Below are 23,408 nucleotides of genomic sequence, written 5' to 3'. Positions count from 1 at the left end.
CTCCACCCGCCCGGTGTTCCCCACCGAGATTGAGCTGACCATCTCGGTCTGGGGGGCGCATTACTCCCCCCGCGCCGCCACATTATCCAGGGTGTCCACGAAGCACAGACCCGGGAACTCCTCATACTTGCCGACGATGGCGGCATAGGTCGCCTCGATGTTCAGATTGGCCACGTAGTAGGGCAGGATCGCCACCTCGTTGGCGTAGAGCTCGGTCAGGTATTTGTAGACCAGCTGTTCCGGCCGACCCCGGAAATAAGCGTCTGGCGCTTGACGTCGCCGCGCCAGAAGGTGGCGTCCAGGCGGTGCAGGGCCTGGGCTACGTTGTTCTCGCGGTGGAAGTCGTCATTGCCGAAGACGCGGGCGAAGATGTCCTCGGTCAGGATGTGCTGGATCAGCATTTCCCGCACGTCGTCGGCGGTGACGGACGGATTGATGGCGGTCTTGGCCTGTTTGAGGAAGGCGGCGGCGTCGGCCTGATAGGCCGCATTTGTCTCCTGGGCCTCGTCTATGCGACGGCGCAGTTCGGTCAGGACGGCGGGCAGATCGGCCTTGAACTGGACGATGGCCTTTCTGAACTCGGCGATCTCGGGCCGCTGCCAGCCGAAGAAAAGTTCCAGCAGGTTTTGCAGCGCGGGGCCGTCATCGGTCTTGCAGCGGATGACCTCGGCGCCGTTCTGGATCAGGACGGCCTGGACCGAATCCTCGAAGATGATGTTGGTGTTGGGATAGCCGCGTCGGAACTTCTTGGCGATCTCCTCGTCGAGGTCGTCGTCGGCGTCCTTGGCCTCCCAGTAGCCGAAGGGCACGCGCAGGTCGTGCAGCAGGGCGCCGTCGATGTAGTTGCGCACCTTGGCGGTGGTGATGAACTCGTGCTCGGGAATGAAGACGAGGTTTTGCGATTTGCCCCACTTCTTCAGCAGGTCCTTGAACGCTTCGCGGACCACGGATTCGCGGTTCGCGCCCGACACGCGTTTCAGCGTGGCAAGTTCGTTGAGATACTCGTTTATGAGAAGTTGGCTCATCGCTCCCCCGGCCCGGCCACCTTCGCCCGGTTCGCCCCCGTATGGCAACGTCGGGTGAGGAAAAGCCCGCGCGCGCCAACGGCCCCGTTCCCAAACTGACGCATCCCCCGGCTATAACCGCCCCGTCGTCATCGTCGTCCGCTGGAGCGCGTCTGCATGAACCTCGTCGTCCTGACCGGCGCCGGTATATCGGCGGAATCGGGGGTGCCGACGTTTCGGGCCTCGGACGGGTTGTGGTGCGGGCATCGGGTTGAGGATGTGGCGACGCCCGAGGGCTATGCGGCCGATCCGGGTCTGGTTCAGGACTTCTACAACCAACGGCGGCGGCAGCTGGCGGAGGTGGCGCCCAACGCCGCGCACAGGGCTCTGGCCGAGCTGGCGGGGCGGTGGGCGGGGGACTTTCTGCTGGTGACCCAGAACGTCGACGACCTGCATGACCGGGCGCATGAGGCGGTGACGCCGGCGCCGGGGTTCGAGCTGATCCACATGCACGGCGAACTGCTGAAGGCGCGCTGCACCCGCTCGGGCGTGGTCAGTCCCTGGCTTGGCGACATGGCGGCCGACGAGCCCTCGCCCGACCATCCCGACGGGCGGATGCGGCCGCACATCGTCTGGTTCGGGGAGATGCCGCTGGGGATGGAGCGGATCGAGCGGGCGCTGGCGGACTGTGATCTGTTCGTGTCGATCGGGACCTCGGGCGCGGTCTATCCGGCGGCGGGCTTCGTGCAGCAGGCGCGCATGGCCGGGGCGCGGACGGTGGAGATCAATCTGGAGCCGACGATGGGCCGCCGGCTGTTCGACGAGGGGGTCTATGGCCCGGCGACGGAGGCCGTGCCGGGGTTCTTCGCGGGGCTGTAGGTCTCGAGCACCAGCTCCACGCCGGGGCGGTGGTGCGGGCTGGCGGCGATGACGGCCTGGAGGTCGGGCCCGCGCCAGACCACGAGCGCCGGGCGGCCGGTCGGGTCGCTGACGACGGGGGACAGGCCCAGGGCCTCGAGATGCGCCGCGGCGGCCTCGGCGACGGTGCGGACCGAGCCCTCGGCCAGACCCAGGGCGCACAGGCCGCGGCCATAGATCAGGCTGAGCCGGACCTCGCCCTGACGACGACCGGTCAGGGTCAGGGCGCGGGGCGGGTCCTGAGCCGTCACGGCATAGCCGAGCCCTTGCGCCGCGCTGCGGGCCGCCTCCACGTCGGGCGCCCGGGCGAAGGGGCCGCAGACCGCAGACAGGACCTCATCGGTGACGGCCCGGACGTTCACGGACTGCGCCTGGGCGGTCGGCGCCAGGGCGGTGCAGGCGGCGGTCAGGACGAGGCGAAGCATGAGGCTCATGCGGCCAGGGTTCAGGGTCGGGGGCCCTCTGACCAGTGACGGGCTCTGACGATCAGGCGCGCGGCCCGAACCGGATGATGGCGGCGCCGGGATGACTAGAGCAGCAGGGCGTCGTCGTCGGCGGCGGGGAACCAGGGCTCGGCCAGGTCGCGCCACTGCGGATTGTCGGCCTCGATCAGGGAGACGATCCATTCGGGGCGCCAGGCGCGGATGGCCTGTTCGCGGGTGACGGCGGTGGCCAGTCGGTCGTGGGCCTCGAACCAGACCAGGCGGCGGCAGTCATCGACGACGCCCAGCTTGCGCCGGGCTCCGGGCCTGTGCTCGCGCGCATGCTGGCCCAGGTTCGTGGTCACGCCGAGGCGGACGGCGCCCTTCGGCCGGTCGGCCATGACGTAGACGGCGATGACGGCGGGGGCGGCGGCGGGGTCGGGCGCCGTCATGGATCGACCGCCTTCTGGTCCGCCTTCTGGGCCGCCATCTTCGCCAGCCTCTGGCCGCGGCCTTTCGACAGGGCGGTGACGACGCCGCGCAGGGTGGCGACCTCCTGTTCGGTCAGCTCGGCCCGGCCCAGCATGACGCGCAGGTTCTGGCTCATGGAGCGGAACTTCTCGGGCGGGTGGAAGAAGCCGGCGGCGTCGAGCTCCCGCTCCAGATGCTCGTAGAGGCCCAGCAGCAGGGCGCCGGAGGCCGGGGGCTCGCCCTCGCGGAAGTTGGGCGGCGGGGCGTCCAGCACCAGGGTGCGCCACTCATAGGCGTTGATGGCCACGGCCTGAGCCAGGTTCAGGCTCTGGTGGCGGGGGTCGATGGGGATGGTGACGATGCCCTGACACAGGGCGATGTCGGTGGTCTCCAGCCCGGCCCGCTCGGAGCCGAACAGCAGGCCGACGCCGAGACCCGAGGCGGCGTCGTCATGGAGGAGGCGGCCGGCCTCGCGCGGGGTGCGGACCGGCTGGCGGGTCTCGCGCGGGCGGGCGGTCGTGGCGAAGACGGTGTTCAGGTCGGCGATGGCGGCGGCGACGGTGTCGAACACCTGAACCCCGTCCAGCACCCAGTCTGCGCCCGAGGCCAGGGGCCAGGCCCGATCCTGGGGCCAGCCGTCGCGGGGGTTGACCAGACGCAGGCGGTCGAGGCCGAAGTTGGCCATGACCCGGGCGACGGCGCCGATGTTCTCGGCCATCTGGGACCGGTCGAGGATGATGACGGGGGAGTTCACTTCAGGGCCTCGATCAGGGGGCCGATGCGGCCTTTATAGTTCTTCCACCGGCCGGAGGAGCGGCGGTAGACGGGTTCGCGGATCTGCCAGACGCTGGCGGTGCGCACGGCGCCTTCGGCCGCGTGGAAGTCGAGCACGCCCGGCTCCCAGTCCAGACCACAGTGGCCGAGGATGCGGCGGGCCTGCGCTTCGAAATCGACGACCAGGTCGTCGTAGCGGACGGTCAGGATGTCGGGATAGAGGGCCTTCCAGCGATCGGTCAGCCGGTCGTGGGCCTTCAGCCAGTGGGCCGCGTCCTCCAGATCCATGGCCCAGGCCATCGACGGGTCCAGATGCAGGAACCAGTTGGACAGGCAGACGTCGCGCGGGTCGCGGACCGTGTGAATGATGCGGGCGTCGGGGAAGAGCCGCCTGATGAGACCGACGTGCAGGAAGTTGTCGGGCCGCTTGTCGGTGATCAGGCCGGTCTGGCCCCGCGCCGTGCGGACGCCGTCGAGATAGGCGGTGCGCCACTGGGTGAGGGTCGCCTCGTCCGCCGTCGCCGCCGTCTCGGGATAGCCGGCGATGTCGCGCGCCAGTTGCGGCAGCAGGTTCAGCTCGCCGCCCGACACCACGCCGCTGTGGGCGGCCAGGATCCGCTCCACCAGGGTCGAGCCCGAGCGGAACATGCCGAGGATGAAGACCGGAGGCTGCACGGCCGAGTGGGTCGCGGGCTCGGGCCGGTCGAAGGCGGCGATGGAGCGGGCGACGAAGTCGTCCTGGGCGGCGCGGTCGTAGCGGGCGCCGGTCGCCGCGCGGCTGGCCGTATTGGCGGCGGCGTAGGCGTCGAAGGCGGCGTCATGGTCCCCGACCTCGTCCAAGGCGCGGCCGAGGGCGAAGCCGAGCTCGGCCCGGTCCGCCGCCGGACCCGGCTTCGCCAGGGCGTCGCGCAGCCGGGCGATCAGGGGATCGTCGGCGGTCCGGAACGTCGTCGCATTGGCGAGGCGGGCGAGGGGCAGGGCGACCTCGTTCGGCCGGGCGGCGTCGAGGGCGCGGCGATAGACGGACTGGGCCTCGGCTCTGCGGCCCCGATCCTCGTGCAGGTTGCCCAGATTGAGCAGGGCCGGGAGGTAGTCGGACTTCAGGGTCAGGGCCTGATGCAGCTCGGCCTCCGCCTCCTCCGGTCGGCCCAGGTCGTCGGACAGGATGACGGCCCGGTTCAGGTGGACCTCCTCCGGGCCCGACACGCGGCGGCGCAGGGCCTCGGCGTAGGACTCCAGCGCCTCGACCGGCCGACCGGCCGCGCGCTGCATCAGGGCGAGGTTGAACCAGGTGTCGGGCAGGTCGGGGCGCAGGGCCAAGAGGGCGGCGTAGGCCTCGGCCGCCTCGGCCGACCGCCCGGCGGCGCGGGCGGTCTGGGCCCGGCGCAGCAGGACTTCGGCCTCGGCGGACATGGGGTGGCTCAGTCCTCGCCGATCATCGACAGCCAGGGATCGACGGCGCCGGCCTCGACCTCGGCCACCTTGACGGCGGGCCAGCCGATGGAGGCCTCACCGGAGGCGCGCCAGGCCAGGATGGTCAGGTCGCGCAGCTCGGCGGCGCCCGCCGACAGACGGGCGTTGACGAAGGCTGCGCCGCGCGGATCAGGGGCGTTGTTCGCGTCTCGGAAGCCGCCGGCCTTTTCCAGCTGATAGAAGGGGATGACCTGGCCGAGAGTGGTTTTCAGATAGGCGACCGTGCGGCCCTTCAGGTCGAAGCCGGTCAGGACCGGCGCGGCCATCCCGGCCTCGACCGACTGGAGGCTGGCGACGCGGCTGGTGAAGGCGCCTTCGAACAGGCCGTGGGTCTGGCGCGAGTTGGTGAAGCCCTCGGGGTTCGGATAGTCGCCCCAGCCGTTGTAGTGGATCGAGGTGTGGTGCGGCTGGGACCCGTCGCCGATGTAGTGGGACAGGACGCCCAGGTCGCGCAGGGTCAGGGCCTCGCGCCGCTTCAGGTCCGACAGATACCAGGCCTTCTTGCCGGGGTCGGTCTCGCGATTGGCCTGGGCGGTCAGGACGCGGACATAGGCCATGTCGCGCACCAGCTGCTGCCAGGCGTCCATGATGGCGTAGGGCAGGTAGCCGGCGTCATCGACGTCGATGCCCGCCGTCTGCAGCGCCGCGTCATATTCCGACTTCAGCCGGGGCAGGGCGTCGATGGACAGGCCGGCCTCGGTCATGATGCGGCCGTCGTCGGTCATGTCGACGAAGTGGGCGGTGTCGCGTTCGCGGTCGTGCGGCTGGCCGGCGCCCTTCCAGCGGTCGGGCTCGCGCGACAGTTCGCCGATGGCGGCGGCGGCCTCAGGGCTGCGCAGGAAGGCGGGCAGGTCGTCGGGCAGGGCGCGGATCGCCGCCATGCCGATCAGCCGGTGGCCGGTATTGCCCCAGGCCTCGACCTGGGCGGCCGGGGCGGCGAGGGCCAGGGCGGCGACGGCGGCGATGAGGAGACGCTTCATGACGGGACCCGCTGGAAGAGGAACAGAGCCCCCGCTTAGCCGATCCCGAACGCCGTCTCCACCCGCTGAATCCACGCCCGCACGGCGGGGAGGGGCGTCAGGTCGAAACCGCCTTCGTGAGCGACGCGGGTGTAGGCGACCAGGGCCAGGTCGGCGAGGCTGGGCGCGGTCCCGACCAGCCAGTCGCGATCGGTCAGGGCGGCCTCCAGCCGGTCCAGGGCCGCGCGGCCGCGCTCCATCAGCCGGGGCTCGACCTGATCGGCCTTCCTCCCTTCATAGACGCGCTGGAACCGGGCGACGGCCACATAGGGTTCGTGGCTGTATTGCTCCCAGAACATCCACTCCAGCATCCGGGCCCGGTCATAGGCGTCGGCGGGGATCAGGTCAGTCCCTTCGCCCAGATGCAGGAGGATGGCGTTGGACTGGGCCAGGGGGCGGCCGTCCTCAAGTAAAAGGGTGGGGACCTGTCCGGCGCTGTTCAGGCTGAGGAATTCCGGGGTGCGGCTGCCGCCCGCCATGATATCTGTTTCGATCCATTTATAATCATGCCGCAGCCAGTCGAGCATCCACTTGACCTTCAAGCAGTTTCCGGATCGAATATCACCGAAGACAGTCAGCATCGTCGCCAGTCTAAGTGTTTGTGAGAGGCCTATACTGATAAACTGATCACAGACGATGCCAAGGCGGAATCGCCGGTCATTCATCGCGGCGTGGATGATCTGTGGGTAATGTGCGACAGTGCTCTGTGGCGAATATGTTCGCCACAATCTTGCCGCAGATGCAAATCATGGGGAGGAGGCCGGACAGCCTCCCGACCGGCGTCTCCATGAGCCTGCCGGATGCGCGTCCTCGCCGTCGCCTTCATCGCCCTGAGCGTTTCGACGCTGGGCGTGTTTCCTCAGCCCGCCTCCGGCGAGCCCGTCGCCTACACCGCCGTGATCGCGGCCGAGGCGTCGAATGTGGAAACTCCGGCGACGACGAACGGTTCCGACGAGGCGGCTTCGGCGGACGCGCTTACGGCCGAACAGGCCGAGCATATGGCCGGCGATCCCGACTGGCGCGCCTCGGCCCGCCTCTATCACGCGGGCGGCGGCGGAGCGACGGGCAACGACAGCCTGGGCTGCCGTCCGATCGCCATGCGCACCGTCGCGGTCGACCCGCGCGTCATTCCCCGCCGCACCAAGCTGTTCATCCGTGAGACGGTCGGCCTGCGTCTGGCCGACGGCTCGATCCACGACGGCTACTGGTATGCGTCGGACACCGGCGGCGCCATCAAGGGCGCCAAGATCGACCTCTATACCGGCCACGGCCGGGGTTCGATGTCGCAAGCCCAGCGCCTGAACATGCGCACCCTGACCATCGCCGACGCCGGCCGCTTCGACGGCTGCCCCCCGGCGTGGAACGATCGCCCGGCGGCCGCGCCGATGCAGATGGCCTCCAACTGAGCGTCTTTCCCGCCTAGCAGACGCGGGCTAGCGTCGCGTCCATGGGCGATGTGAACCTGTATTTCGGCTGGCGGACCGCCCTGCTGCTGCTGCTCAGCGTGCAGATGCTGGTTCTTGCTCTCGCGCTCGCCCGACAGCCCGTGAACCGGACGGCCAATCGCATCCTGGCCGCCTGGCTGGTCGTGGCGACCGGCGTGTTGACGCCCTACACCATCGGTTTCGCAGGCGTCTACGACGCCTGGATGAACCTGACGTTCGCGCCGTTCGCCCTGACCCTGTTCCTGGCGCCCCTGCTGTATGGTTACACCCACGCCCTGGTCACCGGCCGGACGCCCGATCGCTGGAGACTGCATCTCCTGCCCGGTCTGGCCCAGCTGGCCTATATGACCATCGCCTTCCTGCTGCCGTTCCCGTTGAAGATGCGGTGGGCCGAACTGGGCGACGGACCCTGGGTATCGCCCCTGATCTCCACGGGCGTTCTGGTCGGGCTGATCGCCTATAGTGTCGCGGCCCTGCGCCTTCTGGCGGACCATCGCCGGGCCCTGGCCGACCAGCGCAGCGACGACGACCTCTACGCCGCCCGATGGCTGGGGCGGGTTCTCGCGGCGATGATCGGCATCGCCGGGGTCTGGACCGCCTGGCGGATCTGGCTGCTGGCGCGCGGCCGGTTCGACTATTTCGAGTTTTTCGGGCTGCACCTTCTGATCGGGCTGATCGGGGTGTTCCTGGCGGTCGAGGGATGGCGCAACGCCGCGCTGAAGTTCGTCCCGCCTCGGGCCGAACCGTCCTTGCCGCCCCTGCCGGCCTCGCCCTCGGTTTCTGAGCCCGACTGGAAGACGCTCGGTCTCGACATCGAGACCCGCACGCGGGAGGCGGGCTGGTGGCGCGAGCCGGAACTCAGCCTGCCGCAGCTGGCGCGACGCCTCGGTCTCAACAGCGGTCGGGTCTCCCGTGCGGTCAACCTGGGCCTGGGCATCAACTTCTCGGCCTTCATCAATGGTCTGCGCGCCGAGGGCGTGGCTGCCGAACTGGTCGAGCGGCCGACGTGCGACCTGCTGGATCTGGCGTTCGAGATGGGGTTCGCGTCCAAGGCCAGCTTCAACCGGGCTTTCCGCGCCCGCTTCGCCATGACGCCGTCCCAGTATCGGGCACAGTATCAGGTGCAGCGCCAAGCCGATTACCGGGGGGCGGCGTCCGACGTCTCAAATCCCGTCTTTTCGTCAGAAACTCCGAAACTGAGGCGCGCGAAAACCTGAGGGCGGTCATGCTGCGGGCGTTCGTTCCGGAGCTTCCCATGCCGACCCTCGATCGCCGCCGCCTGCTTCAGCTGTCCGGCGCCCTTGCCCTGTCTGTCGCTGCGCCGGCCAAGGCGCAGGGCGCGGTGCTGACCGAGGACTGGAGCGAGGACGTGGCCTTGCTGCGCCTGGCCTGGGAGCGGATGCATCCCGGAACCTACCGCTACAATACGCCCGCCCAGATCACCGCGCGACTGGACGGCCTGGGTGACGCCTGGCGTGGGCCGGGGACGTTCCGCGAGCGCTTCCTCGCCCTGTCGCGGGTGACGGCCTCCCTGCGCTGCGGCCACACCTATCCCAGTCCCTATAACGGCGACGCGCGGATGCTGGCGCGGCTCTATCCCGGGCGAAACCTGGTTCCGTTCCGCTTCCTCTGGATCGACGGCCGGATGGTGGTCACGCGCGACGACAGCGTGGAGCGGGTCTTCGCCCGGGGGGACGAGATCGTCGCCGTCGACGGCATGGCGACCGCGGAGATGCTGTCGCGCCTGATCCCGCTCGCCCGGGCCGACGGCGGCAATGACGCCAAGCGGATCAACCTGATGGAGGTGAGGGGAGATGACGGCTTCGAGACCTTCGACATCCATCTCCCGCTGATCCTGCCGGTTGTCGACAGGGCGCATTTCACCCTGGCCGACGGACGATCGATCGACGCCGGCCTCCTGACCCTGGCCGAGCGCCAGGCCGGCCGCACCGAGGCGGCGAAGACGCCCGACGACGCCAACCCCTGGACCCTGACCCTGGGCGAGGACGGCGTCGCCCGCCTGACCATGCCGGGATGGGCGCTCTACGACTCAAGCTTCGACTGGCGCACCTGGCTGGGGCGAGCGATGGACGACCTGACGGGCGATGGGGCGCGGGGGCTGATCGTCGATCTGCGCGGCAACGAAGGGGGTCTGGATTGCGGCGACGTGATCCTGTCCCGATTGATCGCGTCGGATCTGGCCGTCACGATCAACCAGCGCTTCGTCCGCTATCGTTCGGCGCCCGAGGCCCTGCGTCCGCACCTTTCGACCTGGGACCGGAGTTTCCTCGACTGGGGCGAGGCGGCGATCGGACCGGACGATCGCGGCTTCTATCGCCTGACCCGCTTCGACGACGGCGGGGAGACGACGATCATCGCGCGGGAAGGGCGGCGGTTCGCCGGACCTGTCATCGTCCTGTGCGACGCCTCCAACAGTTCGGCCACCTTCCAGTTCGCCTCGGTCGTTCGGGAGGCGGGGGCGGCGACCCTGCTGGGCCAGCCGACCGGCGGCAACCGCCGCGGCATCAACGGCGGCGCCTTCTTCTTTCTGAAGCTGCCGGCGTCGGGCCTGGAGGTCGATCTGCCCCTGATCGCCAGCTTCCCCCCGACGCCCCAGCCGGATTCGGGCCTGATCCCCGACGTCCTGGTCCCGACCTTGGCGACGGACGTCCGCCTGGGCCGCGATCCCCAGATGATCGCGGCCACCGCCCGCATTCTTGCGGCCTGAGGATCAGAACTTCCGCCGACCGCTGACGGTCTCGAAGAAGAGGCGGAAGTCGCCCATCAGGCTCCACAGCGGGTATTTGAAGGTCGCGGGCCTGTTCTTCTCGAAGAAGAAATGGCCGACCCAGGCGAAGCCGTAGCCGACCAGCGGCATGGCCAGCAGCCACCAGGGATTGCGGGTGATGAGGAAGGTCGCGAAGGCCAGGATCGCCAAACCCGTCCCCACCACATGGATGCGGCGGCAGGTCCGGTTGGAATGCTCGTGCACATAGTAGGGATAGAAGGCGGCGAAGCTCTGGTAGCGTTCGCCGGGTGCGAGATCGTGGGTCATGGGCGAAGCGTCGCGCCGACGACGCCGTGGGTCAAGCCGGGCCGTTAACGGCGTTCGATGACGGGGGATTCACCGGCTGCGGCCAGACTGGCCCCATGTCGATCTCTGCTCTTTCCAGCGCCGTTTCCGGCATCGCCTCGGCGACCGCCCGTTTCGAGGCCTCCGCCGCCCGCACCGCCCGCGCGCCGCTCGACGATCTGGCGGGCGAGGCCGTCGAGCGCATGGCGGCCTCGACCGAGCTCAAGGCCAATGTCGCCGTCCTGCGCGCCGCCGACGAGATGACCGGGACGCTGCTGGATATGCTGGCCTAGGTTGCCGCCTTCTCCGGCAAGCCGAACCACGTCTGAAACATCCCGGCCGCCGCCCGATCACCTGTGACCATCAGGCTGCCCTCGGCCTCCATATCGGCCAAAGGTCGCTTGCCGTAGACGAACTGGGGCACGGCGACGGGGGCGCCGGTGAAGACCAGGTCGCAGTCCGAAAGGGCCGCTGCATCGGCGACGCGCGTGCTGGTGAGTTCGCCGTCGGCGATCCGGGCGCGGAAGGTCTGTTCGCCGAAGACGAAGCCGACGGTGGTTTCGGGCGCGCCTGACGCGGTCCAGGCGTCGGCGTCGAACATGGTCCTGAGCGACATCATCACCGAGATGGCGCTGATCGGCAGGGCGGGGTCGTGTTGCGGCGAGCGGGCGGCCCAGCGGCCCAGGACCTCGAAGACGGGTTGGGCCTCATAGCCCCAGTCGGTCAGTTCATAGACCTGGACCGAGGCCGGCGGCGGCAGCTTGCGGCGACGCACGATCCCGGCCGCCTCCAGCCCTTCCAGCCGCTGGGTCAGCACATTGGCCGAGACGCCGCACAGGTCGGCCTTCAGATCGCCGAACCGGCGTGGGCCGAACATCAGCTCGCGCATGACCAGCAGGGCCCAGCGCTCGCCGACCAGATCCAGGCCGTGGGCGGCGCCGCAGGCGTCGTGATAGCGCTTGCCGGACCTATTGGTTATTTTTTGTAACTTCATAGTTGACTAATGTAAGTCACGGCGCCACGGTTCGCAACGTCGGGAGGTCGCAGAACCTCACGCATAAGAACCGCTCAAGCAGCGAGCCTCTGCGGGGCGAGCCAAGGGCCAGAACAACCGAAGCGCCTCAAGTCGGGAGCGACCGCGTCGCGACCATAGGCGCCTCCGAAGGAGCAGAAACGTGCCCGACAAGATCACCCCCTGCATCTGGTACGACCTCGGTCAGGCGCGCGCCGCCGCCGAGTTCTATGTCTCGCTCGGGCTGCCCGACAGCCATGTCGGCAGCGTCTTCAGCAGTCCGGCGGACAATCCCTCCAGCCCGGCCGGCGCCGAGCTGGTGGTCGAGTTCACCCTGGCGGGGCGGGCCTATGTCGGGCTGAACGGCGGGCCGATCTTTCCCCAGACCGAGGCCGTCTCCTTCATGATCCACACCGACGACCAGGCCGAGACCGACCGGCTGTGGGACGCCATCGTCGGCAACGGCGGCGCCGAGAGCCAGTGCGGCTGGTGCAAGGACCGCTGGGGCGTCAACTGGCAGATCACGCCGAAGCGGTTGCTGGAATTCTACAAGGACACGCCCGCTCGCGCGAAAGCCGCCTTCGAGGCCATGATGACGATGCAAAAGATCGACATCGCGGCGCTGGAGGCGGCTGCGGACGCGGCTCAGTAGTGATTAGTGATTCGTGAGTGGTGAGTGGTGGAGCGGACCTGGGTGTCGATGCCGCACTGAACCGTCGATCATCCCGCTCGTGAGACTCTACCCACTACTCACTGTTCACCAATCACTAGCCATTCACCACGGAGAACCCAGATGACCTACGTTTCCGGATTCCTCTCGCCCGTGAAGGTCGAGGACAAGGATCGCTACATCAAGTCGGCCGAGAAGAGCTGGCCGATCTTCCAGAAGTACGGCTGCCTCGAACAGGTCGAGACCTGGGGCGTCGATGTGCCGCCCGGCAAGCTGACCGGCTTCGATCTGGCCGTGAAGCTGGAGGAGGGCGAGGTCGTGGTCTTCTCCTGGCTGAAGTGGCCCGACAAGGCGACGGCCGACGCCTGTTTCGCCACAATGGAGACCGACCCGGCTTGGCAGGACATGGACATGCCGTTCGACGGCAAGCGGATGATGTGGGGCGGGTTCGAGACCATCTTCTCGAGCTGACGGACGGCCCCGGCGGGTGGCGAACGCGAGGGCGGAGCGGCTGTAGGGGAGGTATGCGTCGGACTCGGAACTCCGTCCTGCGCCCTCTGGGCCTATCCTCCGCCCTTGCCGTCGCCGCGTGCGCGGCGGCTCCGTCGCCGGCGTCTTGAGGCGGCCCAGACGCTCTCGCTGTCGGCGTACTCCGGCGACAGTTTGAACTTGGTCTTCTGGTCGTACTGGCGATCGCCCTTGATCGTCATGGCGCGTGTCACCCGCCAAGCCCGCCAGAGGACGAACCCGGTCCAGGCTGAACTCAGCAGCAGAGGTCCCAGCCAGGCCATCCGCGACACCCAGCTGTCGGCACGAACGAGAGCGAAGGCCAGGCTGATTGTGAGGATGCTGCTGAGCGATACTGACGGCGCACGGTGGTGATGCGCGATGTCGTGGTCTACCCACCTGCGAACGACCAGATAGGCGCCATCCTTGTCGAAGCGGCTCATGGTGGGATGGTGAGCGATCCGGCAGCGCGCGGCAATGGCGAAGAGGGGTGATGCCCGCTAGAACCACATCCGACTCAACGAAAGGCTCTCCCCATGAAGACCCGCGCCGCCGTCGCCTTCGAGGCCAAACGTCCGCTCGAGATCGTCGAGGTCGATCTGGAAGGGCCGCGCGCCGGAGAGGTGCTGATCGAGATCAAGGCGACAGGCATCTGTCACACCGACGCCTATACGCTGGACGGTCTGGACTCGGAGGGCATCTTCCCGAGCATTCTCGGTCATGAAGGCGCGGGCGTCGTCGTGGAGGTCGGACCGGGCGTGACCTCGGTCGAGGTCGGGGACCACGTCATCCCGCTCTACACGCCGGAATGCCGCCAGTGTAAGTCGTGCCTCAGCCGCAAGACCAACCTCTGCACCTCGATCCGCGCGACCCAGGGCAAGGGGCTGATGCCCGACGGGACCAGCCGCTTCAGCTACAAGGGACAGGCCATCGCCCACTACATGGGCTGTTCGACCTTCTCGAACTACACGGTCCTGCCCGAGATCGCGGTGGCGAAGATCCGCAAGGACGCCCCCTTCGACAAGGCCTGCTACGTCGGGTGCGGCGTGACGACGGGCGTGGGCGCGGTGGTCAATACGGCCAAGGTCGAGCCGGGCGCGAACTGCGTGGTGTTCGGCCTGGGCGGCATCGGGCTGAACGTCATCCAGGGGCTGAAGATGGTCGGGGCCGACATGATCGTCGGCGTGGACATCAATGACGACAAGGAGGAGTGGGGCCGTCGCTTCGGCATGACCCACTTCGTGAACCCGAAGAATGTCTCGGACGTGGTCGCCCATCTGGTCGAGCTGACCGGCGGCGGGGCGGACTACACCTTCGACTGCACCGGCAATACGGTGGTGATGCGTCAGGCGCTGGAGGCCTGCCATCGTGGCTGGGGCGAGAGCATCGTCATCGGCGTGGCCGAGGCGGGCAAGGAGATCGCCACCCGGCCCTTTCAGCTGGTCACCGGCCGGGTCTGGCGCGGCTCGGCCTTCGGCGGCGCGCGCGGCCGAACCGATACGCCCAAGATCGTCGACTGGTACATGGACGGCAAGATCGAGATCGATCCGATGATCACCCACACCCTGCCGCTCGAACGCATCAACGAGGCCTTCGACCTGATGCACGCGGGCGAGAGCATCCGCAGCGTGGTGGTGTTCTAGGCGCGATCGCTTGTCATGAACCGGGAGAAGGGTGGATGCTTCCGCCCTTGGTCCGGGTTCGGCCCGGACCCCATCGGTGAAGGATTACAGCGTCCCGGCTCTCCCGCTTCGCTTCGGCCGGGATGACAAGATCAAGTGGTTGGTTGCCAAATAAAACTGACCTCGGGTAGGGTCGTCATCAACGAGGGAGGACACACATGTTCACGCACATCACGGTCGGGGCGAACGACGTCGAGGCGTCGCGGAAATTCTACGATGCGGCCCTGGGCGCCCTGGGGCATGCGCCGGGCGCGGGGCCGGATCCCAAGGGTCGCTACTGGTGGCGGACGGATCGCGGCGCCTTCGCGGTGGGCGCACCCATCGACGGCGAGCCGGCCTGTCACGCCAACGGCGGCACCATCGGTTTCGGGGCGCGCAATGCGGATGCGGTCCAGGCCTTTCATGACGCCGGCGTCGCGGCGGGCGGCACGGCGATCGAGGATCCGCCGGGCGAGCGCAACGGCCCGTTCGGAACGCTGGTCCTGGCCTATCTGCGCGACCCGTCGGGTAACAAGGTGTGCGCGGTGCACCGGCCGGGGTGAGGTGCTGGCGCGAATGCTAGCGCCATGCTATCATGTCGCATGGCCCAAGTTCTGGTTCGCGATCTCGATGACGGCATCGTCGCCCGACTGAAGGCGATGGCGAAGGCGCAGAACATCTCCCTCGAACAGAAATTCAGGGACATGGCGGCCCGGGAGGTATTGGAGGTCGAGGAGCGATTTGAGGAAATCTCCCGACGGTCCCGGGAGCAGACTCGCGGTTCGAAGCTGGATTCGACGGCCCTCATCCGTGCAGACCGGGACCGGTGAGCGCGGTTTTCGACGCCAGCGTCGTGGTGAAGTGGTTCCTTGATGATGCGCTAGCCGAAGCAGCCCGAGACGCCCGGCTGGCGTTCTGGCCCGCCGTGGCGCCGGACCTCATGGTGATCGAGGTGGCCAATGCCTTCCGGCGCTACGTCGTTCACGGCGAGTTGCAGGCCGATGCCGCGATAGCGAATTTATCTGTGACCAGAGAGGTGGTTGACCTGTTCGACCATGCGCCGTTGCTGGACGAGGCCTTTTCCCTCGCCTGTCGATTGAACCACTCCATGACGGACTGCCTCTACGCCGTGCTGGCCAGACGTCTGAGTCTGCCGTTAGTCACGGCTGACGGAAAGCTCGCTCGAAAGCTGGCGTCGCTAGATGGACTCGATGTCCGGATGATCGGTTGATGACCCTGCAAACCACCAAAACCCACGTCGTTCACGGCGGGACGCTGAAATACCTCCGGCACGACAGCGCGGCGACCGGCACGCCCATGACTCTGTCGGTGTTTCAGCCGCCCGGCGAGGGGCCGTTTCCGGTGCTGATCTGGCTGTCGGGCCTGACCTGCACCGAGGACAACTTCACCACCAAGGCCGGGGCTTACCGGGCGGCGGCCGAGCGCGGGGTCATCATCGTCGCGCCAGACACCTCGCCGCGCGGCCCGGACCTGAAGGGGCGGGCCGTCCCGGACGACGAAGCCTATGATCTCGGGCAGGGAGCCGGCTTCTATGTGGATGCGACCGAGGCGCCCTGGTCGAGGCATTTCCGGATGGAGACCTATGTCACGGACGAACTGATCGGCCTGATCGACGCGGAATTCCCGACGACGAAGACGCGGTCGATCAGCGGCCACTCGATGGGCGGTCACGGGGCCCTGACCCTGGCCCTGCGTCATCCGGAGCTGTTCCGGTCGGTCTCGGCCTTCGCGCCGATCTCGTCGCCGACGCGGTGTCTGTGGGGCGAGAAGGCCTTCACCGCCTATCTGGGCGAGGACCGGACGGTGTGGGCCGGGCATGACGCGGCCCTGTTGCTGCAATCGGGCGCCGCGAAAGGGCGGTTCGACGAGATCCTGGTGGATCAGGGCGACGCCGACAGCTTCCTGATCGACCAGTTGAAGCCGGAACTGCTGGTCGCGGCGGCGAAGGCGGCCGGTCAGAAACTGACCCTGCGGATGCAGCCGGGCTATGACCATTCCTACTTCTTCATGGCCAGTTTCATCGCCGACCATGTGGCGTTTCACGCGGAACGGCTTAAGGCCTGAGCGGATGACCGACGCGCTCGATGCCTACGAAAACATGTTCGCCGCCCTGTGCTCCGAGCTGGGCTTCTGTCTGCACGAAAAGGGCAGACGGCGCGTCGTCGAGGCCCTGTCGGGCGGGCTGGATGCGGCGGTCAAGGCGGTGTTCGCGGCCGAGGGGGTGGACTATCCCTCCACGACCGGCGACCTGAGGCGTCAGGTGCGGGATTGTATCCGCGAGCATCTGCCGGCCTGATTCCGGCGCCTGACGCCAGCCGGGGCGGAGCCGCCCGGCGGCGAATGCGTTGTGTCGTCGGAAAAGCTCGGCCTTACGGCTTGGGTTTGTCGCCCGATCCCCTAAATGGAGGGTCTGGACCCGGAACACTGCACAAGGATCGCTCCCATGGCCTTCACCCTCGCCCCCCTGCCTTACGCCTATGACGCGCTGGAGCCGGCCATCGACAAGGAGACGATGACCTTCCACCACGACAAGCACCATCAGACCTATGTCGACAATCTGAACAAGTTCGTGGACGCGACCCCGGCCGCCCAGGGCAAGAGCCTGGAAGAGCTGCTGGCCGTGATCTCGACCCTGCCCAAGCCGATCCGCAACAATGGCGGCGGTCACTGGAACCACGCCCTGTTCTGGGAGCTGCTGGCCCCGGTCGGCGAGACGGGCGAGCCCTCGGCCGAGCTGGCCGCCGCGATCGACCGCGACCTGGGCGGCATGGACAAGTTCAAGGAAGACTACAACGCCGCCGGCGCGGGCCAGTTCGGCTCGGGCTGGGCCTGGCTGATCGTCCAGGACGGCAAGCTGAAGGTCGTCTCGACCCCCAACCAGGACAACCCCCTGATGGACGACGCGCCGGAGAAGGGCGCCGTGGTCCTGGCCGCCGACGTCTGGGAGCACGCCTACTACCTGAAATACCAGAACCGCCGGGCCGACTATCTGAAGGCCTTCTGGACCGTGGTGAACTGGAACAAGGCGAACGAACTCTACGCCGCCGCCACCGCCTGATAACCTGGTCAGCCTTGACTCACGAAGGGCGCGCCGTCATAAGCGCGCCCTTCACGCATCCTGCCTCGGCCGGACGCGCGATGACACTACGGACGATGCGTGGACCGCCGTTGAGATCGCATTCCCATCTGGGGGGATGCCGGGCCGCATCATTGAGAAGAGAATAGAATGTCCAAGCGCCACAGCGCCAAGTACAAGATCGACCGGGCCATGGGTGAAAACCTGTGGGGCCGCTCGAAGTCCCCGGTCAACAAGCGTTCCTACGGCCCCGGCCAGCACGGCCAGCGCCGCAAGTCGAAGGTCTCCGACTTCGGCCTGCAGCTGAAGGCCAAGCAGAAGCTCAAGGGCTATTACGGCAACATCACCGAGAAGCAATTCTCCGCCACCTACGCCGAAGCGACCCGCCGCAAGGGCAACAGCTCGGAAAACCTGATCGGCCTGCTGGAATCGCGCCTGGACGCCATCGTCTATCGCGCCAAGTTCGTCCCGACCGTCTGGGCCGCCCGCCAGTTCGTCAGCCATGGCCACGTCACCGTCGACGGCAAGAAGGTCAACATCGGTTCGTACCGCGTGAAGCCGGGCCAGGTCATCGAGGTCAAGGAAAAGTCGCGCAACATGGCCCTGGTGCTGGAAGCCCAGCAGTCCGGCGAGCGTGACGTGCCCGACTATCTGGAGCTCGGCGATCGCGGCTTCTCGGTCCGCTACGTCCGCGTGCCGGAACTGGCCGACGTGCCGTTCCCGGTGAAGATGGAGCCGAACCTGGTCGTCGAATACTATTCGTCCTGATCGGCCCGCAGGGCGGGCGGGCGCTATCGCTCGCCGCGCGGCGGCTCACTGCTTGAGCGCAAAGACGACAGATCAAGGCCCCGGAGCGATCCGGGGCCTTTTTGTTTTGGCGCAGCGGCCACGACGAGAGGGGATGCGCCGCGACGCGAATTGGGTGATAGTCGTTCGCCTGTGGGGAGTGGAGCGATGGCGCGGGCCAGGGCTGTTCTGATCGGGATCGTGGCGACTGTCGGCCTTTCGGCCTTCGGTCTTTCCGGTTGTGCGGCGATGCAGACCCTCGCGCCCGAGCGCGCGCCTCACGCCCAAACCATGCCGGGTGAGCTGGAGCCGATCAAGGCGGCGGCGGTGGTGAACGATCTGACGGTCTTCTGGGTCACATCCAACGGCTGCACCAAGAAGGACGACCTGCTGCCGGTCGTCTCGACGCGCGGCGCGGCCTCCACGGTCACCTTGCGTCGCCTGACCGAGGATCGGTGCACGCGCCCGCTGGAAGACGGCATCGAACTGCGCTGGTCGTTCGACGAACTGGGGCTGAAGCCCGGGGCCAATGTGACGGTCAACAACCCGTATCAGCTGCCGCCCAGCGGGACCTGACCGGTCCGGAAATACACCTTTCTGATTATTCACGTGTGTTGGGCCCGCCGGCGGGCGATCAAGCGTGACGCTATCAAGAAGGGGATATTTCCATGCTGCGTCTCGCTCTCGCCGTCATCATCGCCGCTCCGCTCCTGTCGGGCTGCATCGTCATCTCGACCGAAAAGCCCACCACCCGCGTGATCCAGACCGCTCCGGCCGACGCCCAGTAATGGCGCCCGCAGTCAAGGCGTTGGCGGTGGCGGCGGCGCTCTCCCCGCTGCTGTCGGCCTGCGTGGTCTATGATTCCACCGGCGGCGACGAGGTCTCCGTCCGGGTCGGGTCGCAGACCACGACGGCGGTCTCCGCCCCGCTGGAAACCCTTCGCGCCGTCCGGTTCGAGGGCGGTGCGGTGGTGGTGCGGGTCGACTCAAACGGCTGCACCGACGCCTCCGACTTCGCGGTCGAGGTGACGGATGGGACCAGCACCGACGTGACCTTCACGCGCGAACAGCCCGACCTGTGCAAGGCTCTGGTTCCCGACGGCGTCGAGCTGCGCTGGACCTATGCGGAGCTGGGCCTGGCGCCCGGCAAGGCCGTTGCCGTGCGCAATCCGGTGCGGCTGCCCTAACGGGCAGCGAAGGTCGGCAGCATGTCGGCGGGGATGCGGTGCGGTCGCATCGTCGCCGCATCCACCAGCACCCATTCGGAGACGCCCTGGGCGCAGACGCGGCCCTCGGCGTCCTCGATGCGGACATAGCGGTTGAAGCGCGGCCCCTGAGGATCGCCGACCCAGGTGCGGGCCTTCACGTCCACGGCGTCGGGCGCGATCGGGCGCATGTAGTCGATCTCATGTCGGACGGCGACCCAGGACCATTTGGCGCGGGTCGCCTCGTCGAAGCGGGCGGTCCAGTGGGCCGTGCCCGCGTCCTGCAGCCAGCCGACATAGACGACGTTGTTGACGTGGCCGTTGGCGTCGATGTGTTCGGGCAGGACGGTCAGCGGCAGAACGAAGATCTCGCGATCCTCACGCGGCGCGAGCGGGGTGCGCGCCATCGGACGTCAGTCCTGGCCGAGGGGAACGCCCTTTTCGGCCAGAAGGGCGTGAAGCTCGCCGGCCTGGAACATCTCGCGCACGATGTCCGAGCCGCCGACGAATTCGCCCTTCACATAGAGCTGGGGGATGGTCGGCCAGTCGGTGAAGACCTTGACGCCCTCGCGCAGGGCCTCGTCCTGAAGCACGTCCACGCCGACGAAGGGGGCGCCGACCTGGTCGAGGATCTGGACGGCCAGCGAGGAGAAGCCGCAGCGCGGCTGGTCCGGGGTGCCCTTCATGAACAGGACGACGTCATGCTCGGCCACGGTCTGGCCGATGAAGGCGTGGACGGGGTCGGCGGCGGTCTGGACGGCTTGGTCGGTCATGGGGAGCCCTTCGATGCAGGCGTCAGCTAGGGACGACGCGACGCCGGGTCAAGGCGTCGAGGGCTGGGGTCACGCAAAGCTGACCCGGTGAACACCGGTTCGAAGACCGGATCAGGCGGCCTGGGTCGCCATGCTGACGCGGGCCATCTCGATCTGGGCGGACAGGCCCGGCGGCATCTGGCGTTCGGGCACTGCGGCGAGGGCCGCCAGACGATCCGCCGACGACGTCTCGATCAGGACGCTGGTCACAGCGGTGTCGGTCAGGACCGATCCCAGGCAGATTTCCTCGGCGCTCCAGTTCGGGGTCTGGTGCAGGAAGGCGTAGCCGCCGACGCCGTGCAGGGGCCCCGTCCTGGGAGCGCCGCCGAACAGGCCGAACAGGCCGCTCTTCTTGGGTTCGTGGGCGCGGGCGGCCTTGCGGGCGGTGTCCAGGGCCTCGGGGAAATAGTCCTGGGTGATGATGGCCATGTCCCGCTCGCGCGCCAGGCGGACGCGGCTGCGCACCTGCCAGGGCGAGTTGACGTTCAGCGGGGTGGACAGGACGTCGAAGGCGCCGGTCGAGACATAGGCGTCCATGACGGGGCTGTCGCCCGCCACGCCCAGACAGTGGACGCGCTGGGTGGCGCGCAGGGCCTTGAGCGCGTTCAGCGACGACTGGGGCAGTTCGTCCTCGCCCGGCTCGTCCAGAAGGGCGATGTCGATCCAGCCCAGGCGAGAGACGGACAGGACCCGGTCGATGGCGTGGGTCATGCCCTCGGCGGAGAAGTCGCGGGCCTCGTTGCGGCGGCCCTCGCCACGGCCCAGCATCAGGCTGACGTTCAGCAGCTTGCGATCGACGCTGGACAGGGCCTGGCCGACGATCTCGGCCATGACCGGGTCGGCGCTCTCGAGCCGATAGGCGTTGATCCCGGCCTCGAGCGCGCCGTAGATCAGTTCGGCGGCGGCGTCCGGGCCGCGCGAGACGACGCCGAGACCGAGGCTGAGGGTCAGTTCCGAAACCGCGCCGCCGGTCGCGCCGAAGGGACGATAACGCATGGGTCAGGCTCCGTTCGAGGCGGGCGGGGCGGAGGTCTCGAGCGCCAGGGCGTGCAGGGCGCCGCCCATCTGGCCCTTGAGCGCGGCGTAGACGAGCTGGTGCTGGCGCACGCGCGGCAGGCCGGCGAAGGCGGCGGAGACGATGCGGGCGCGATAGTGGTCGCCGTCGCCGGCCAGATCGTCGATGGCGATCTCTGCGTCGGGGAAGGCCTCGGCCAGGTGGCCGTGCAGGGTTTCGACGGACATGGGCATGCGAAGACGATCCGTGGGTATCGCCGTCCAGATTGGCCCATAAACCTTAATGGCCCGCTACGGCCCGCCGCAGGGCGAAGATCAGCGGCGGGCGCGCTGGAACAGGCGGACCGTGTGGGCCTTGTAGTCGCCGTCGCCGTAGAAGACGTAGCCGACGCGTTCGGCCAAGCGGATCGAGGGCTCGTTGTCCGGCGAGATCATGCAGACGGTGCGGGAGGCCCTCAGTTCCGTGTCGGCCCAGGCCAGGGCGGCGTCGAGACCTTCGCGCGCCAGACCCTGGCCCTGGAAGGCCCCGCCGACGCCCCAGCCCAGTTCGGGCGCATCGAAGGCGGGCGTCAGGTCGCGGCGATAGTCCAGCACCCCGACGCTGCCGACATAGGCGCCCGTCTCCTTCAGCCGCATCGACCAGTTGCCGCGACCTAGAACACGCCAGTGGCCGATGTCGCGCAGCAGGCGGAACCAGACTTCCTCCTCGGTCAGGGCCCGGCCGGTGATGGCGGCGGTGAAGGCCGGGTCGGCCCAGAGGATCTTGAGATCCTCGAAGTCGCTCTCGGCGACCGGGGTCAGGGTCAGGCGTTCGGTCGTCAGGATGGGGCCGGTCACATCAGTCCCAGTTGCTTCAGGCTGGCCACGCCCTCGCGGCCGACGATCAGGTGGTCGTGGACCTCGACGTTGAGAGGGCGGCCGGCGGCGACGATCTGGCGGGTCATCTCCACATCGGCGCGGGACGGGGTCGGATCGCCGGACGGGTGGTTGTGCACCACGATGATGTTGGGTGACGACAGCTCCAGCGCCCTGCGCACGACCTCGCGCGGATAGACCGGGGCGTGGTCGACGGTGCCGCGGTTCTGGATCTCGTCGAGGATCAACTGGTTCTTCTTGTCCAGATAGAGGACGCGGAACTGCTCGCGCGGCTCGTGCTGCAGGGCGACGCGGACATAGGCCAGAAGCGCCGTCCAGGACGAGATGACGGGACGTTTGGCGGCGGGCTCGCGCGCCACACGCCGGGCGACGTCGAAGATCAGCTGAAGGTCCAGAGCGGTGGCGCGCGAGGCCTTGCCCCGGGCGTATCCCATGGACTCGGCGACCTGGGCGTCGACGGCCTCGTGGCTGGCCGCGCCGATGCCCTCCAGCCCGCCGAACCGGGCCAGCAGGTCCTTGGCCAGGGGTTTGGTGTCCCTGTAGGGCACGCTGCGGAACAGCAGCAGCTCCAGCAGCTCATAGTCGGGCAGGGCGTCGATGCCGCCCTTGGCGGCGCGTTCACGCAGGCGATCGCGATGGCCGGAATGGCGGGGTGGAGCCTTCCGCGCCGAACTCTTGCGCGCAGGGGCGTCCGTCGCGTCGGGCGGCGCCGGGTCGGCGGTCGGGTCGGGATCGGCTTGAGCGTCGGTCACGGGCGTCCGTCTGCTGCGTAGGCCGACGGTATAGGTTCAAAGGCTGCGATCAAGCGCCGGATGCGAAAACGGCCGGTCCCTGGCGGGGCCGGCCGTTCTGTCATTCAGAGTCGGACAGGGCTCAGCCCCGGGCGACGTAGCCCTTGCCGCCGTTGGAGGGGCGGCGGCGCGGGCGGCGGCTGATCTGGCCCTCGGGCTTGGCCTCGGCGGCGCGGGGGTCGTTGTTGACCGTGCGCGGACGCTCGCGGGGTCGATCCTTGGCCATCGGGTCGAAGGCGCGTTCCGGCGTCGGGCGTGCGGCGGCGTCGCGGGCGCCGGCCTTGCGGACGCGGTGCGGCTGACCGCCGCCCTCGAGCTTGACGCCGTCGCGGCGCGGGTTGCGACGGCCCCGGCCGCCGTCATTGCGCTCGCCGCCCTC

At 68.3% G+C, this 23,408-nt stretch carries 34 protein-coding genes and 1 pseudogene; 17 read left to right on the top strand and 18 right to left on the bottom strand.

The genetic code is table 11. From position 1 onward, the window contains the following. Window positions 1-60: 60 nt before the first annotated feature. Both ACT6QK_RS10580 and ACT6QK_RS10575 read right to left on the bottom strand, forming a co-directional pair. Complete coding sequence (locus ACT6QK_RS10580; RefSeq protein WP_444597795.1) at window positions 61-195, bottom strand: hypothetical protein; 135 nt, start codon at window positions 193-195, stop codon at window positions 61-63. Between the two features lie 20 nt (window positions 196-215). Further along, window positions 216-1,025 (bottom strand): hypothetical protein, encoded by an 810-nt coding sequence (locus ACT6QK_RS10575; protein WP_444597794.1) that lies wholly within the window; start codon window positions 1,023-1,025, stop codon window positions 216-218. Window positions 1,026-1,181: 156 nt separating this feature from the next. Between ACT6QK_RS10575 and ACT6QK_RS10570 the strand changes: the two genes are divergently transcribed. Next, window positions 1,182-1,883: an NAD-dependent deacylase gene (locus ACT6QK_RS10570; protein ID WP_444597793.1), complete on the top strand. Its 702-nt coding sequence runs from the start codon at window positions 1,182-1,184 to the stop codon at window positions 1,881-1,883. On the opposite strand, the gene ACT6QK_RS10565 is transcribed toward ACT6QK_RS10570, so the two are convergent. From ACT6QK_RS10565 to ACT6QK_RS10540, 6 genes are all read right to left on the bottom strand, one after another. Further along, entirely contained in the window at window positions 1,835-2,356 is a 522-nt protein-coding gene (locus ACT6QK_RS10565; RefSeq protein WP_444597792.1) for a hypothetical protein, read from the bottom strand. The two genes, ACT6QK_RS10570 and ACT6QK_RS10565, sit on opposite strands and share 49 nt — an antisense overlap. A gap of 95 nt (window positions 2,357-2,451) precedes the next feature. After that, window positions 2,452-2,796 carry a GIY-YIG nuclease family protein gene (locus ACT6QK_RS10560; protein ID WP_444597791.1) on the bottom strand — a complete coding sequence of 115 codons (345 nt, stop codon included), beginning with the start codon at window positions 2,794-2,796 and terminating at the stop codon, window positions 2,452-2,454. Then, window positions 2,793-3,569 carry an RNA methyltransferase gene (locus ACT6QK_RS10555; RefSeq protein ID WP_444597790.1) on the bottom strand — a complete coding sequence of 259 codons (777 nt, stop codon included), beginning with the start codon at window positions 3,567-3,569 and terminating at the stop codon, window positions 2,793-2,795. Before ACT6QK_RS10555 ends, ACT6QK_RS10560 begins: the two co-directional genes overlap by 4 nt. Further along, entirely contained in the window at window positions 3,566-5,002 is a 1,437-nt protein-coding gene (locus tag ACT6QK_RS10550) for a sulfotransferase (RefSeq protein WP_444597789.1), read from the bottom strand. The genes ACT6QK_RS10555 and ACT6QK_RS10550 overlap by 4 nt, the downstream gene beginning before the upstream one ends. A gap of 8 nt (window positions 5,003-5,010) precedes the next feature. After that, complete coding sequence (locus ACT6QK_RS10545) at window positions 5,011-6,042, bottom strand: S1/P1 Nuclease (RefSeq protein ID WP_444597788.1); 1,032 nt, start codon at window positions 6,040-6,042, stop codon at window positions 5,011-5,013. A gap of 35 nt (window positions 6,043-6,077) precedes the next feature. Then, complete coding sequence (locus ACT6QK_RS10540; protein ID WP_444597787.1) at window positions 6,078-6,662, bottom strand: glutathione S-transferase family protein; 585 nt, start codon at window positions 6,660-6,662, stop codon at window positions 6,078-6,080. Between the two features lie 219 nt (window positions 6,663-6,881). On the opposite strand from ACT6QK_RS10540, the gene ACT6QK_RS10535 reads away from it, so the two are divergent. From ACT6QK_RS10535 to ACT6QK_RS10525, 3 genes are read left to right on the top strand one after another with little or no spacing between them, the layout of a single operon-like run. After that, complete coding sequence (locus ACT6QK_RS10535) at window positions 6,882-7,487, top strand: 3D domain-containing protein (protein WP_444597786.1); 606 nt, start codon at window positions 6,882-6,884, stop codon at window positions 7,485-7,487. Between the two features lie 41 nt (window positions 7,488-7,528). Then, window positions 7,529-8,743, top strand: a complete 1,215-nt coding sequence (locus ACT6QK_RS10530) for a helix-turn-helix domain-containing protein (protein ID WP_444597785.1) — start codon at window positions 7,529-7,531, stop codon at window positions 8,741-8,743. Window positions 8,744-8,781: 38 nt separating this feature from the next. Next, complete coding sequence (locus ACT6QK_RS10525; protein ID WP_444597784.1) at window positions 8,782-10,254, top strand: S41 family peptidase; 1,473 nt, start codon at window positions 8,782-8,784, stop codon at window positions 10,252-10,254. 3 nt (window positions 10,255-10,257) lie between these two features. On the opposite strand, the gene ACT6QK_RS10520 is transcribed toward ACT6QK_RS10525, so the two are convergent. After that, window positions 10,258-10,581 (bottom strand): Mpo1-like protein, encoded by a 324-nt coding sequence (locus ACT6QK_RS10520; protein WP_444597783.1) that lies wholly within the window; start codon window positions 10,579-10,581, stop codon window positions 10,258-10,260. Between the two features lie 95 nt (window positions 10,582-10,676). Between ACT6QK_RS10520 and ACT6QK_RS10515 the strand changes: the two genes are divergently transcribed. Next, entirely contained in the window at window positions 10,677-10,892 is a 216-nt protein-coding gene (locus tag ACT6QK_RS10515) for a flagellar hook protein FlgE (protein ID WP_444597782.1), read from the top strand. Here ACT6QK_RS10515 and ACT6QK_RS10510 read toward each other — a convergent pair. Continuing rightward, window positions 10,889-11,593 (bottom strand): winged helix-turn-helix transcriptional regulator, encoded by a 705-nt coding sequence (locus ACT6QK_RS10510; RefSeq protein WP_444597781.1) that lies wholly within the window; start codon window positions 11,591-11,593, stop codon window positions 10,889-10,891. The two genes, ACT6QK_RS10515 and ACT6QK_RS10510, sit on opposite strands and share 4 nt — an antisense overlap. 181 nt (window positions 11,594-11,774) lie before the next feature. Between ACT6QK_RS10510 and ACT6QK_RS10505 the strand changes: the two genes are divergently transcribed. Next, on the top strand, window positions 11,775-12,263 hold the full coding sequence (locus tag ACT6QK_RS10505) for a VOC family protein (RefSeq protein WP_444597780.1): 489 nt from the start codon (window positions 11,775-11,777) through the stop codon (window positions 12,261-12,263). Between the two features lie 141 nt (window positions 12,264-12,404). Then, window positions 12,405-12,752, top strand: coding sequence for a DUF1428 domain-containing protein (locus ACT6QK_RS10500; RefSeq protein ID WP_444597779.1), 348 nt, complete (start codon window positions 12,405-12,407; stop codon window positions 12,750-12,752). Window positions 12,753-12,844: 92 nt separating this feature from the next. On the opposite strand, the gene ACT6QK_RS10495 is transcribed toward ACT6QK_RS10500, so the two are convergent. After that, the gene (locus ACT6QK_RS10495; protein WP_444597778.1) at window positions 12,845-13,231 is read right to left on the bottom strand and encodes a hypothetical protein; all 387 of its coding nucleotides are present in this window, start codon (window positions 13,229-13,231) and stop codon (window positions 12,845-12,847) included. 93 nt (window positions 13,232-13,324) lie between these two features. Between ACT6QK_RS10495 and ACT6QK_RS10490 the strand changes: the two genes are divergently transcribed. The 10 genes from ACT6QK_RS10490 (at window position 13,325) to ACT6QK_RS10445 (ending at window position 19,518) form a co-directional block, all read left to right on the top strand. Next, a complete protein-coding gene (locus ACT6QK_RS10490; protein WP_444597777.1) occupies window positions 13,325-14,431 on the top strand; it encodes an S-(hydroxymethyl)glutathione dehydrogenase/class III alcohol dehydrogenase in 1,107 nt (368 codons plus the stop codon). Between the two features lie 197 nt (window positions 14,432-14,628). Further along, a complete protein-coding gene (locus ACT6QK_RS10485; RefSeq protein WP_444597776.1) occupies window positions 14,629-15,012 on the top strand; it encodes a VOC family protein in 384 nt (127 codons plus the stop codon). A gap of 39 nt (window positions 15,013-15,051) precedes the next feature. Beyond that, window positions 15,052-15,279: a FitA-like ribbon-helix-helix domain-containing protein gene (locus ACT6QK_RS10480; protein WP_444597775.1), complete on the top strand. Its 228-nt coding sequence runs from the start codon at window positions 15,052-15,054 to the stop codon at window positions 15,277-15,279. Continuing rightward, the gene (locus tag ACT6QK_RS10475) at window positions 15,276-15,680 is read left to right on the top strand and encodes a type II toxin-antitoxin system VapC family toxin (protein WP_444597774.1); all 405 of its coding nucleotides are present in this window, start codon (window positions 15,276-15,278) and stop codon (window positions 15,678-15,680) included. Before ACT6QK_RS10480 ends, ACT6QK_RS10475 begins: the two co-directional genes overlap by 4 nt. Next, window positions 15,680-16,534, top strand: coding sequence for an S-formylglutathione hydrolase (gene fghA, locus ACT6QK_RS10470; protein ID WP_444597773.1), 855 nt, complete (start codon window positions 15,680-15,682; stop codon window positions 16,532-16,534). The genes ACT6QK_RS10475 and fghA overlap by 1 nt, the downstream gene beginning before the upstream one ends. Before the next feature lie 4 nt (window positions 16,535-16,538). Then, complete coding sequence (locus tag ACT6QK_RS10465) at window positions 16,539-16,766, top strand: hypothetical protein (protein WP_444597772.1); 228 nt, start codon at window positions 16,539-16,541, stop codon at window positions 16,764-16,766. Window positions 16,767-16,913: 147 nt separating this feature from the next. Next, the gene (locus ACT6QK_RS10460; RefSeq protein ID WP_444597771.1) at window positions 16,914-17,528 is read left to right on the top strand and encodes a superoxide dismutase; all 615 of its coding nucleotides are present in this window, start codon (window positions 16,914-16,916) and stop codon (window positions 17,526-17,528) included. A 168-nt stretch (window positions 17,529-17,696) separates the two neighbouring features. Then, window positions 17,697-18,314, top strand: a complete 618-nt coding sequence (gene rpsD / locus ACT6QK_RS10455) for a 30S ribosomal protein S4 (RefSeq protein ID WP_444597770.1) — start codon at window positions 17,697-17,699, stop codon at window positions 18,312-18,314. Between the two features lie 186 nt (window positions 18,315-18,500). After that, entirely contained in the window at window positions 18,501-18,908 is a 408-nt protein-coding gene (locus tag ACT6QK_RS10450; protein ID WP_444597769.1) for a hypothetical protein, read from the top strand. Window positions 18,909-19,119: 211 nt separating this feature from the next. After that, window positions 19,120-19,518, top strand: a complete 399-nt coding sequence (locus ACT6QK_RS10445; RefSeq protein WP_444597768.1) for a hypothetical protein — start codon at window positions 19,120-19,122, stop codon at window positions 19,516-19,518. On the opposite strand, the gene ACT6QK_RS10440 is transcribed toward ACT6QK_RS10445, so the two are convergent. The 7 genes and pseudogenes from ACT6QK_RS10440 to ACT6QK_RS10410 form a co-directional block, all read right to left on the bottom strand. After that, on the bottom strand, window positions 19,515-19,943 hold the full coding sequence (locus ACT6QK_RS10440; RefSeq protein WP_444597767.1) for an acyl-CoA thioesterase: 429 nt from the start codon (window positions 19,941-19,943) through the stop codon (window positions 19,515-19,517). The two genes, ACT6QK_RS10445 and ACT6QK_RS10440, sit on opposite strands and share 4 nt — an antisense overlap. Before the next feature lie 6 nt (window positions 19,944-19,949). Next, on the bottom strand, window positions 19,950-20,309 hold the full coding sequence (gene grxD / locus ACT6QK_RS10435) for a Grx4 family monothiol glutaredoxin (protein ID WP_444597766.1): 360 nt from the start codon (window positions 20,307-20,309) through the stop codon (window positions 19,950-19,952). A gap of 111 nt (window positions 20,310-20,420) precedes the next feature. Next, window positions 20,421-21,344, bottom strand: a complete 924-nt coding sequence (locus ACT6QK_RS10430; RefSeq protein WP_444597765.1) for an oxidoreductase — start codon at window positions 21,342-21,344, stop codon at window positions 20,421-20,423. Window positions 21,345-21,347: 3 nt separating this feature from the next. Next, entirely contained in the window at window positions 21,348-21,596 is a 249-nt protein-coding gene (locus tag ACT6QK_RS10425; protein WP_444597764.1) for a BolA/IbaG family iron-sulfur metabolism protein, read from the bottom strand. 81 nt (window positions 21,597-21,677) lie between these two features. Next, the gene (locus ACT6QK_RS10420; protein WP_444597763.1) at window positions 21,678-22,199 is read right to left on the bottom strand and encodes a GNAT family N-acetyltransferase; all 522 of its coding nucleotides are present in this window, start codon (window positions 22,197-22,199) and stop codon (window positions 21,678-21,680) included. Next, window positions 22,196-22,990: a RadC family protein gene (gene radC, locus ACT6QK_RS10415; protein ID WP_444597762.1), complete on the bottom strand. Its 795-nt coding sequence runs from the start codon at window positions 22,988-22,990 to the stop codon at window positions 22,196-22,198. The genes ACT6QK_RS10420 and radC overlap by 4 nt, the downstream gene beginning before the upstream one ends. 121 nt (window positions 22,991-23,111) lie before the next feature. After that, window positions 23,112-23,408, bottom strand: a pseudogene (locus ACT6QK_RS10410) (DEAD/DEAH box helicase); the annotation flags it as partial.

Source organism: Brevundimonas sp., assembly GCF_052436175.1.
Classification (GTDB): domain Bacteria; phylum Pseudomonadota; class Alphaproteobacteria; order Caulobacterales; family Caulobacteraceae; genus Brevundimonas.
This window is presented reverse-complemented; position numbering and strand designations above follow the sequence as displayed.

What these genes read in the sequence shown, in the direction of transcription:
- ACT6QK_RS10535 (WP_444597786.1), top strand. Translation starts at nt 6,882, where the DNA reads ATGCGCGTCCTCGCCGTCGCCTTCATCGCCCTGAGCGTTTCGACGCTG.
- ACT6QK_RS10575 (WP_444597794.1), bottom strand. Translation starts at nt 1,025, where the DNA reads ATGAGCCAACTTCTCATAAACGAGTATCTCAACGAACTTGCCACGCTG.
- ACT6QK_RS10490 (WP_444597777.1), top strand. Translation starts at nt 13,325, where the DNA reads ATGAAGACCCGCGCCGCCGTCGCCTTCGAGGCCAAACGTCCGCTCGAG.
- ACT6QK_RS10540 (WP_444597787.1), bottom strand. Translation starts at nt 6,662, where the DNA reads ATGCTGACTGTCTTCGGTGATATTCGATCCGGAAACTGCTTGAAGGTC.
- ACT6QK_RS10440 (WP_444597767.1), bottom strand. Translation starts at nt 19,943, where the DNA reads ATGGCGCGCACCCCGCTCGCGCCGCGTGAGGATCGCGAGATCTTCGTT.
- ACT6QK_RS10480 (WP_444597775.1), top strand. Translation starts at nt 15,052, where the DNA reads ATGGCCCAAGTTCTGGTTCGCGATCTCGATGACGGCATCGTCGCCCGA.
- ACT6QK_RS10520 (WP_444597783.1), bottom strand. Translation starts at nt 10,581, where the DNA reads ATGACCCACGATCTCGCACCCGGCGAACGCTACCAGAGCTTCGCCGCC.
- ACT6QK_RS10485 (WP_444597776.1), top strand. Translation starts at nt 14,629, where the DNA reads ATGTTCACGCACATCACGGTCGGGGCGAACGACGTCGAGGCGTCGCGG.
- rpsD (WP_444597770.1), top strand. Translation starts at nt 17,697, where the DNA reads ATGTCCAAGCGCCACAGCGCCAAGTACAAGATCGACCGGGCCATGGGT.
- grxD (WP_444597766.1), bottom strand. Translation starts at nt 20,309, where the DNA reads ATGACCGACCAAGCCGTCCAGACCGCCGCCGACCCCGTCCACGCCTTC.
- ACT6QK_RS10570 (WP_444597793.1), top strand. Translation starts at nt 1,182, where the DNA reads ATGAACCTCGTCGTCCTGACCGGCGCCGGTATATCGGCGGAATCGGGG.
- ACT6QK_RS10510 (WP_444597781.1), bottom strand. Translation starts at nt 11,593, where the DNA reads ATGAAGTTACAAAAAATAACCAATAGGTCCGGCAAGCGCTATCACGAC.
- ACT6QK_RS10460 (WP_444597771.1), top strand. Translation starts at nt 16,914, where the DNA reads ATGGCCTTCACCCTCGCCCCCCTGCCTTACGCCTATGACGCGCTGGAG.
- ACT6QK_RS10425 (WP_444597764.1), bottom strand. Translation starts at nt 21,596, where the DNA reads ATGCCCATGTCCGTCGAAACCCTGCACGGCCACCTGGCCGAGGCCTTC.
- ACT6QK_RS10560 (WP_444597791.1), bottom strand. Translation starts at nt 2,796, where the DNA reads ATGACGGCGCCCGACCCCGCCGCCGCCCCCGCCGTCATCGCCGTCTAC.
- ACT6QK_RS10525 (WP_444597784.1), top strand. Translation starts at nt 8,782, where the DNA reads ATGCCGACCCTCGATCGCCGCCGCCTGCTTCAGCTGTCCGGCGCCCTT.
- ACT6QK_RS10565 (WP_444597792.1), bottom strand. Translation starts at nt 2,356, where the DNA reads ATGAGCCTCATGCTTCGCCTCGTCCTGACCGCCGCCTGCACCGCCCTG.
- ACT6QK_RS10545 (WP_444597788.1), bottom strand. Translation starts at nt 6,042, where the DNA reads ATGAAGCGTCTCCTCATCGCCGCCGTCGCCGCCCTGGCCCTCGCCGCC.
- ACT6QK_RS10495 (WP_444597778.1), bottom strand. Translation starts at nt 13,231, where the DNA reads ATGAGCCGCTTCGACAAGGATGGCGCCTATCTGGTCGTTCGCAGGTGG.
- ACT6QK_RS10450 (WP_444597769.1), top strand. Translation starts at nt 18,501, where the DNA reads ATGGCGCGGGCCAGGGCTGTTCTGATCGGGATCGTGGCGACTGTCGGC.
- ACT6QK_RS10430 (WP_444597765.1), bottom strand. Translation starts at nt 21,344, where the DNA reads ATGCGTTATCGTCCCTTCGGCGCGACCGGCGGCGCGGTTTCGGAACTG.
- ACT6QK_RS10530 (WP_444597785.1), top strand. Translation starts at nt 7,529, where the DNA reads ATGGGCGATGTGAACCTGTATTTCGGCTGGCGGACCGCCCTGCTGCTG.
- ACT6QK_RS10550 (WP_444597789.1), bottom strand. Translation starts at nt 5,002, where the DNA reads ATGTCCGCCGAGGCCGAAGTCCTGCTGCGCCGGGCCCAGACCGCCCGC.
- ACT6QK_RS10465 (WP_444597772.1), top strand. Translation starts at nt 16,539, where the DNA reads ATGACCGACGCGCTCGATGCCTACGAAAACATGTTCGCCGCCCTGTGC.
- ACT6QK_RS10515 (WP_444597782.1), top strand. Translation starts at nt 10,677, where the DNA reads ATGTCGATCTCTGCTCTTTCCAGCGCCGTTTCCGGCATCGCCTCGGCG.
- fghA (WP_444597773.1), top strand. Translation starts at nt 15,680, where the DNA reads ATGACCCTGCAAACCACCAAAACCCACGTCGTTCACGGCGGGACGCTG.
- ACT6QK_RS10445 (WP_444597768.1), top strand. Translation starts at nt 19,120, where the DNA reads ATGGCGCCCGCAGTCAAGGCGTTGGCGGTGGCGGCGGCGCTCTCCCCG.
- ACT6QK_RS10500 (WP_444597779.1), top strand. Translation starts at nt 12,405, where the DNA reads ATGACCTACGTTTCCGGATTCCTCTCGCCCGTGAAGGTCGAGGACAAG.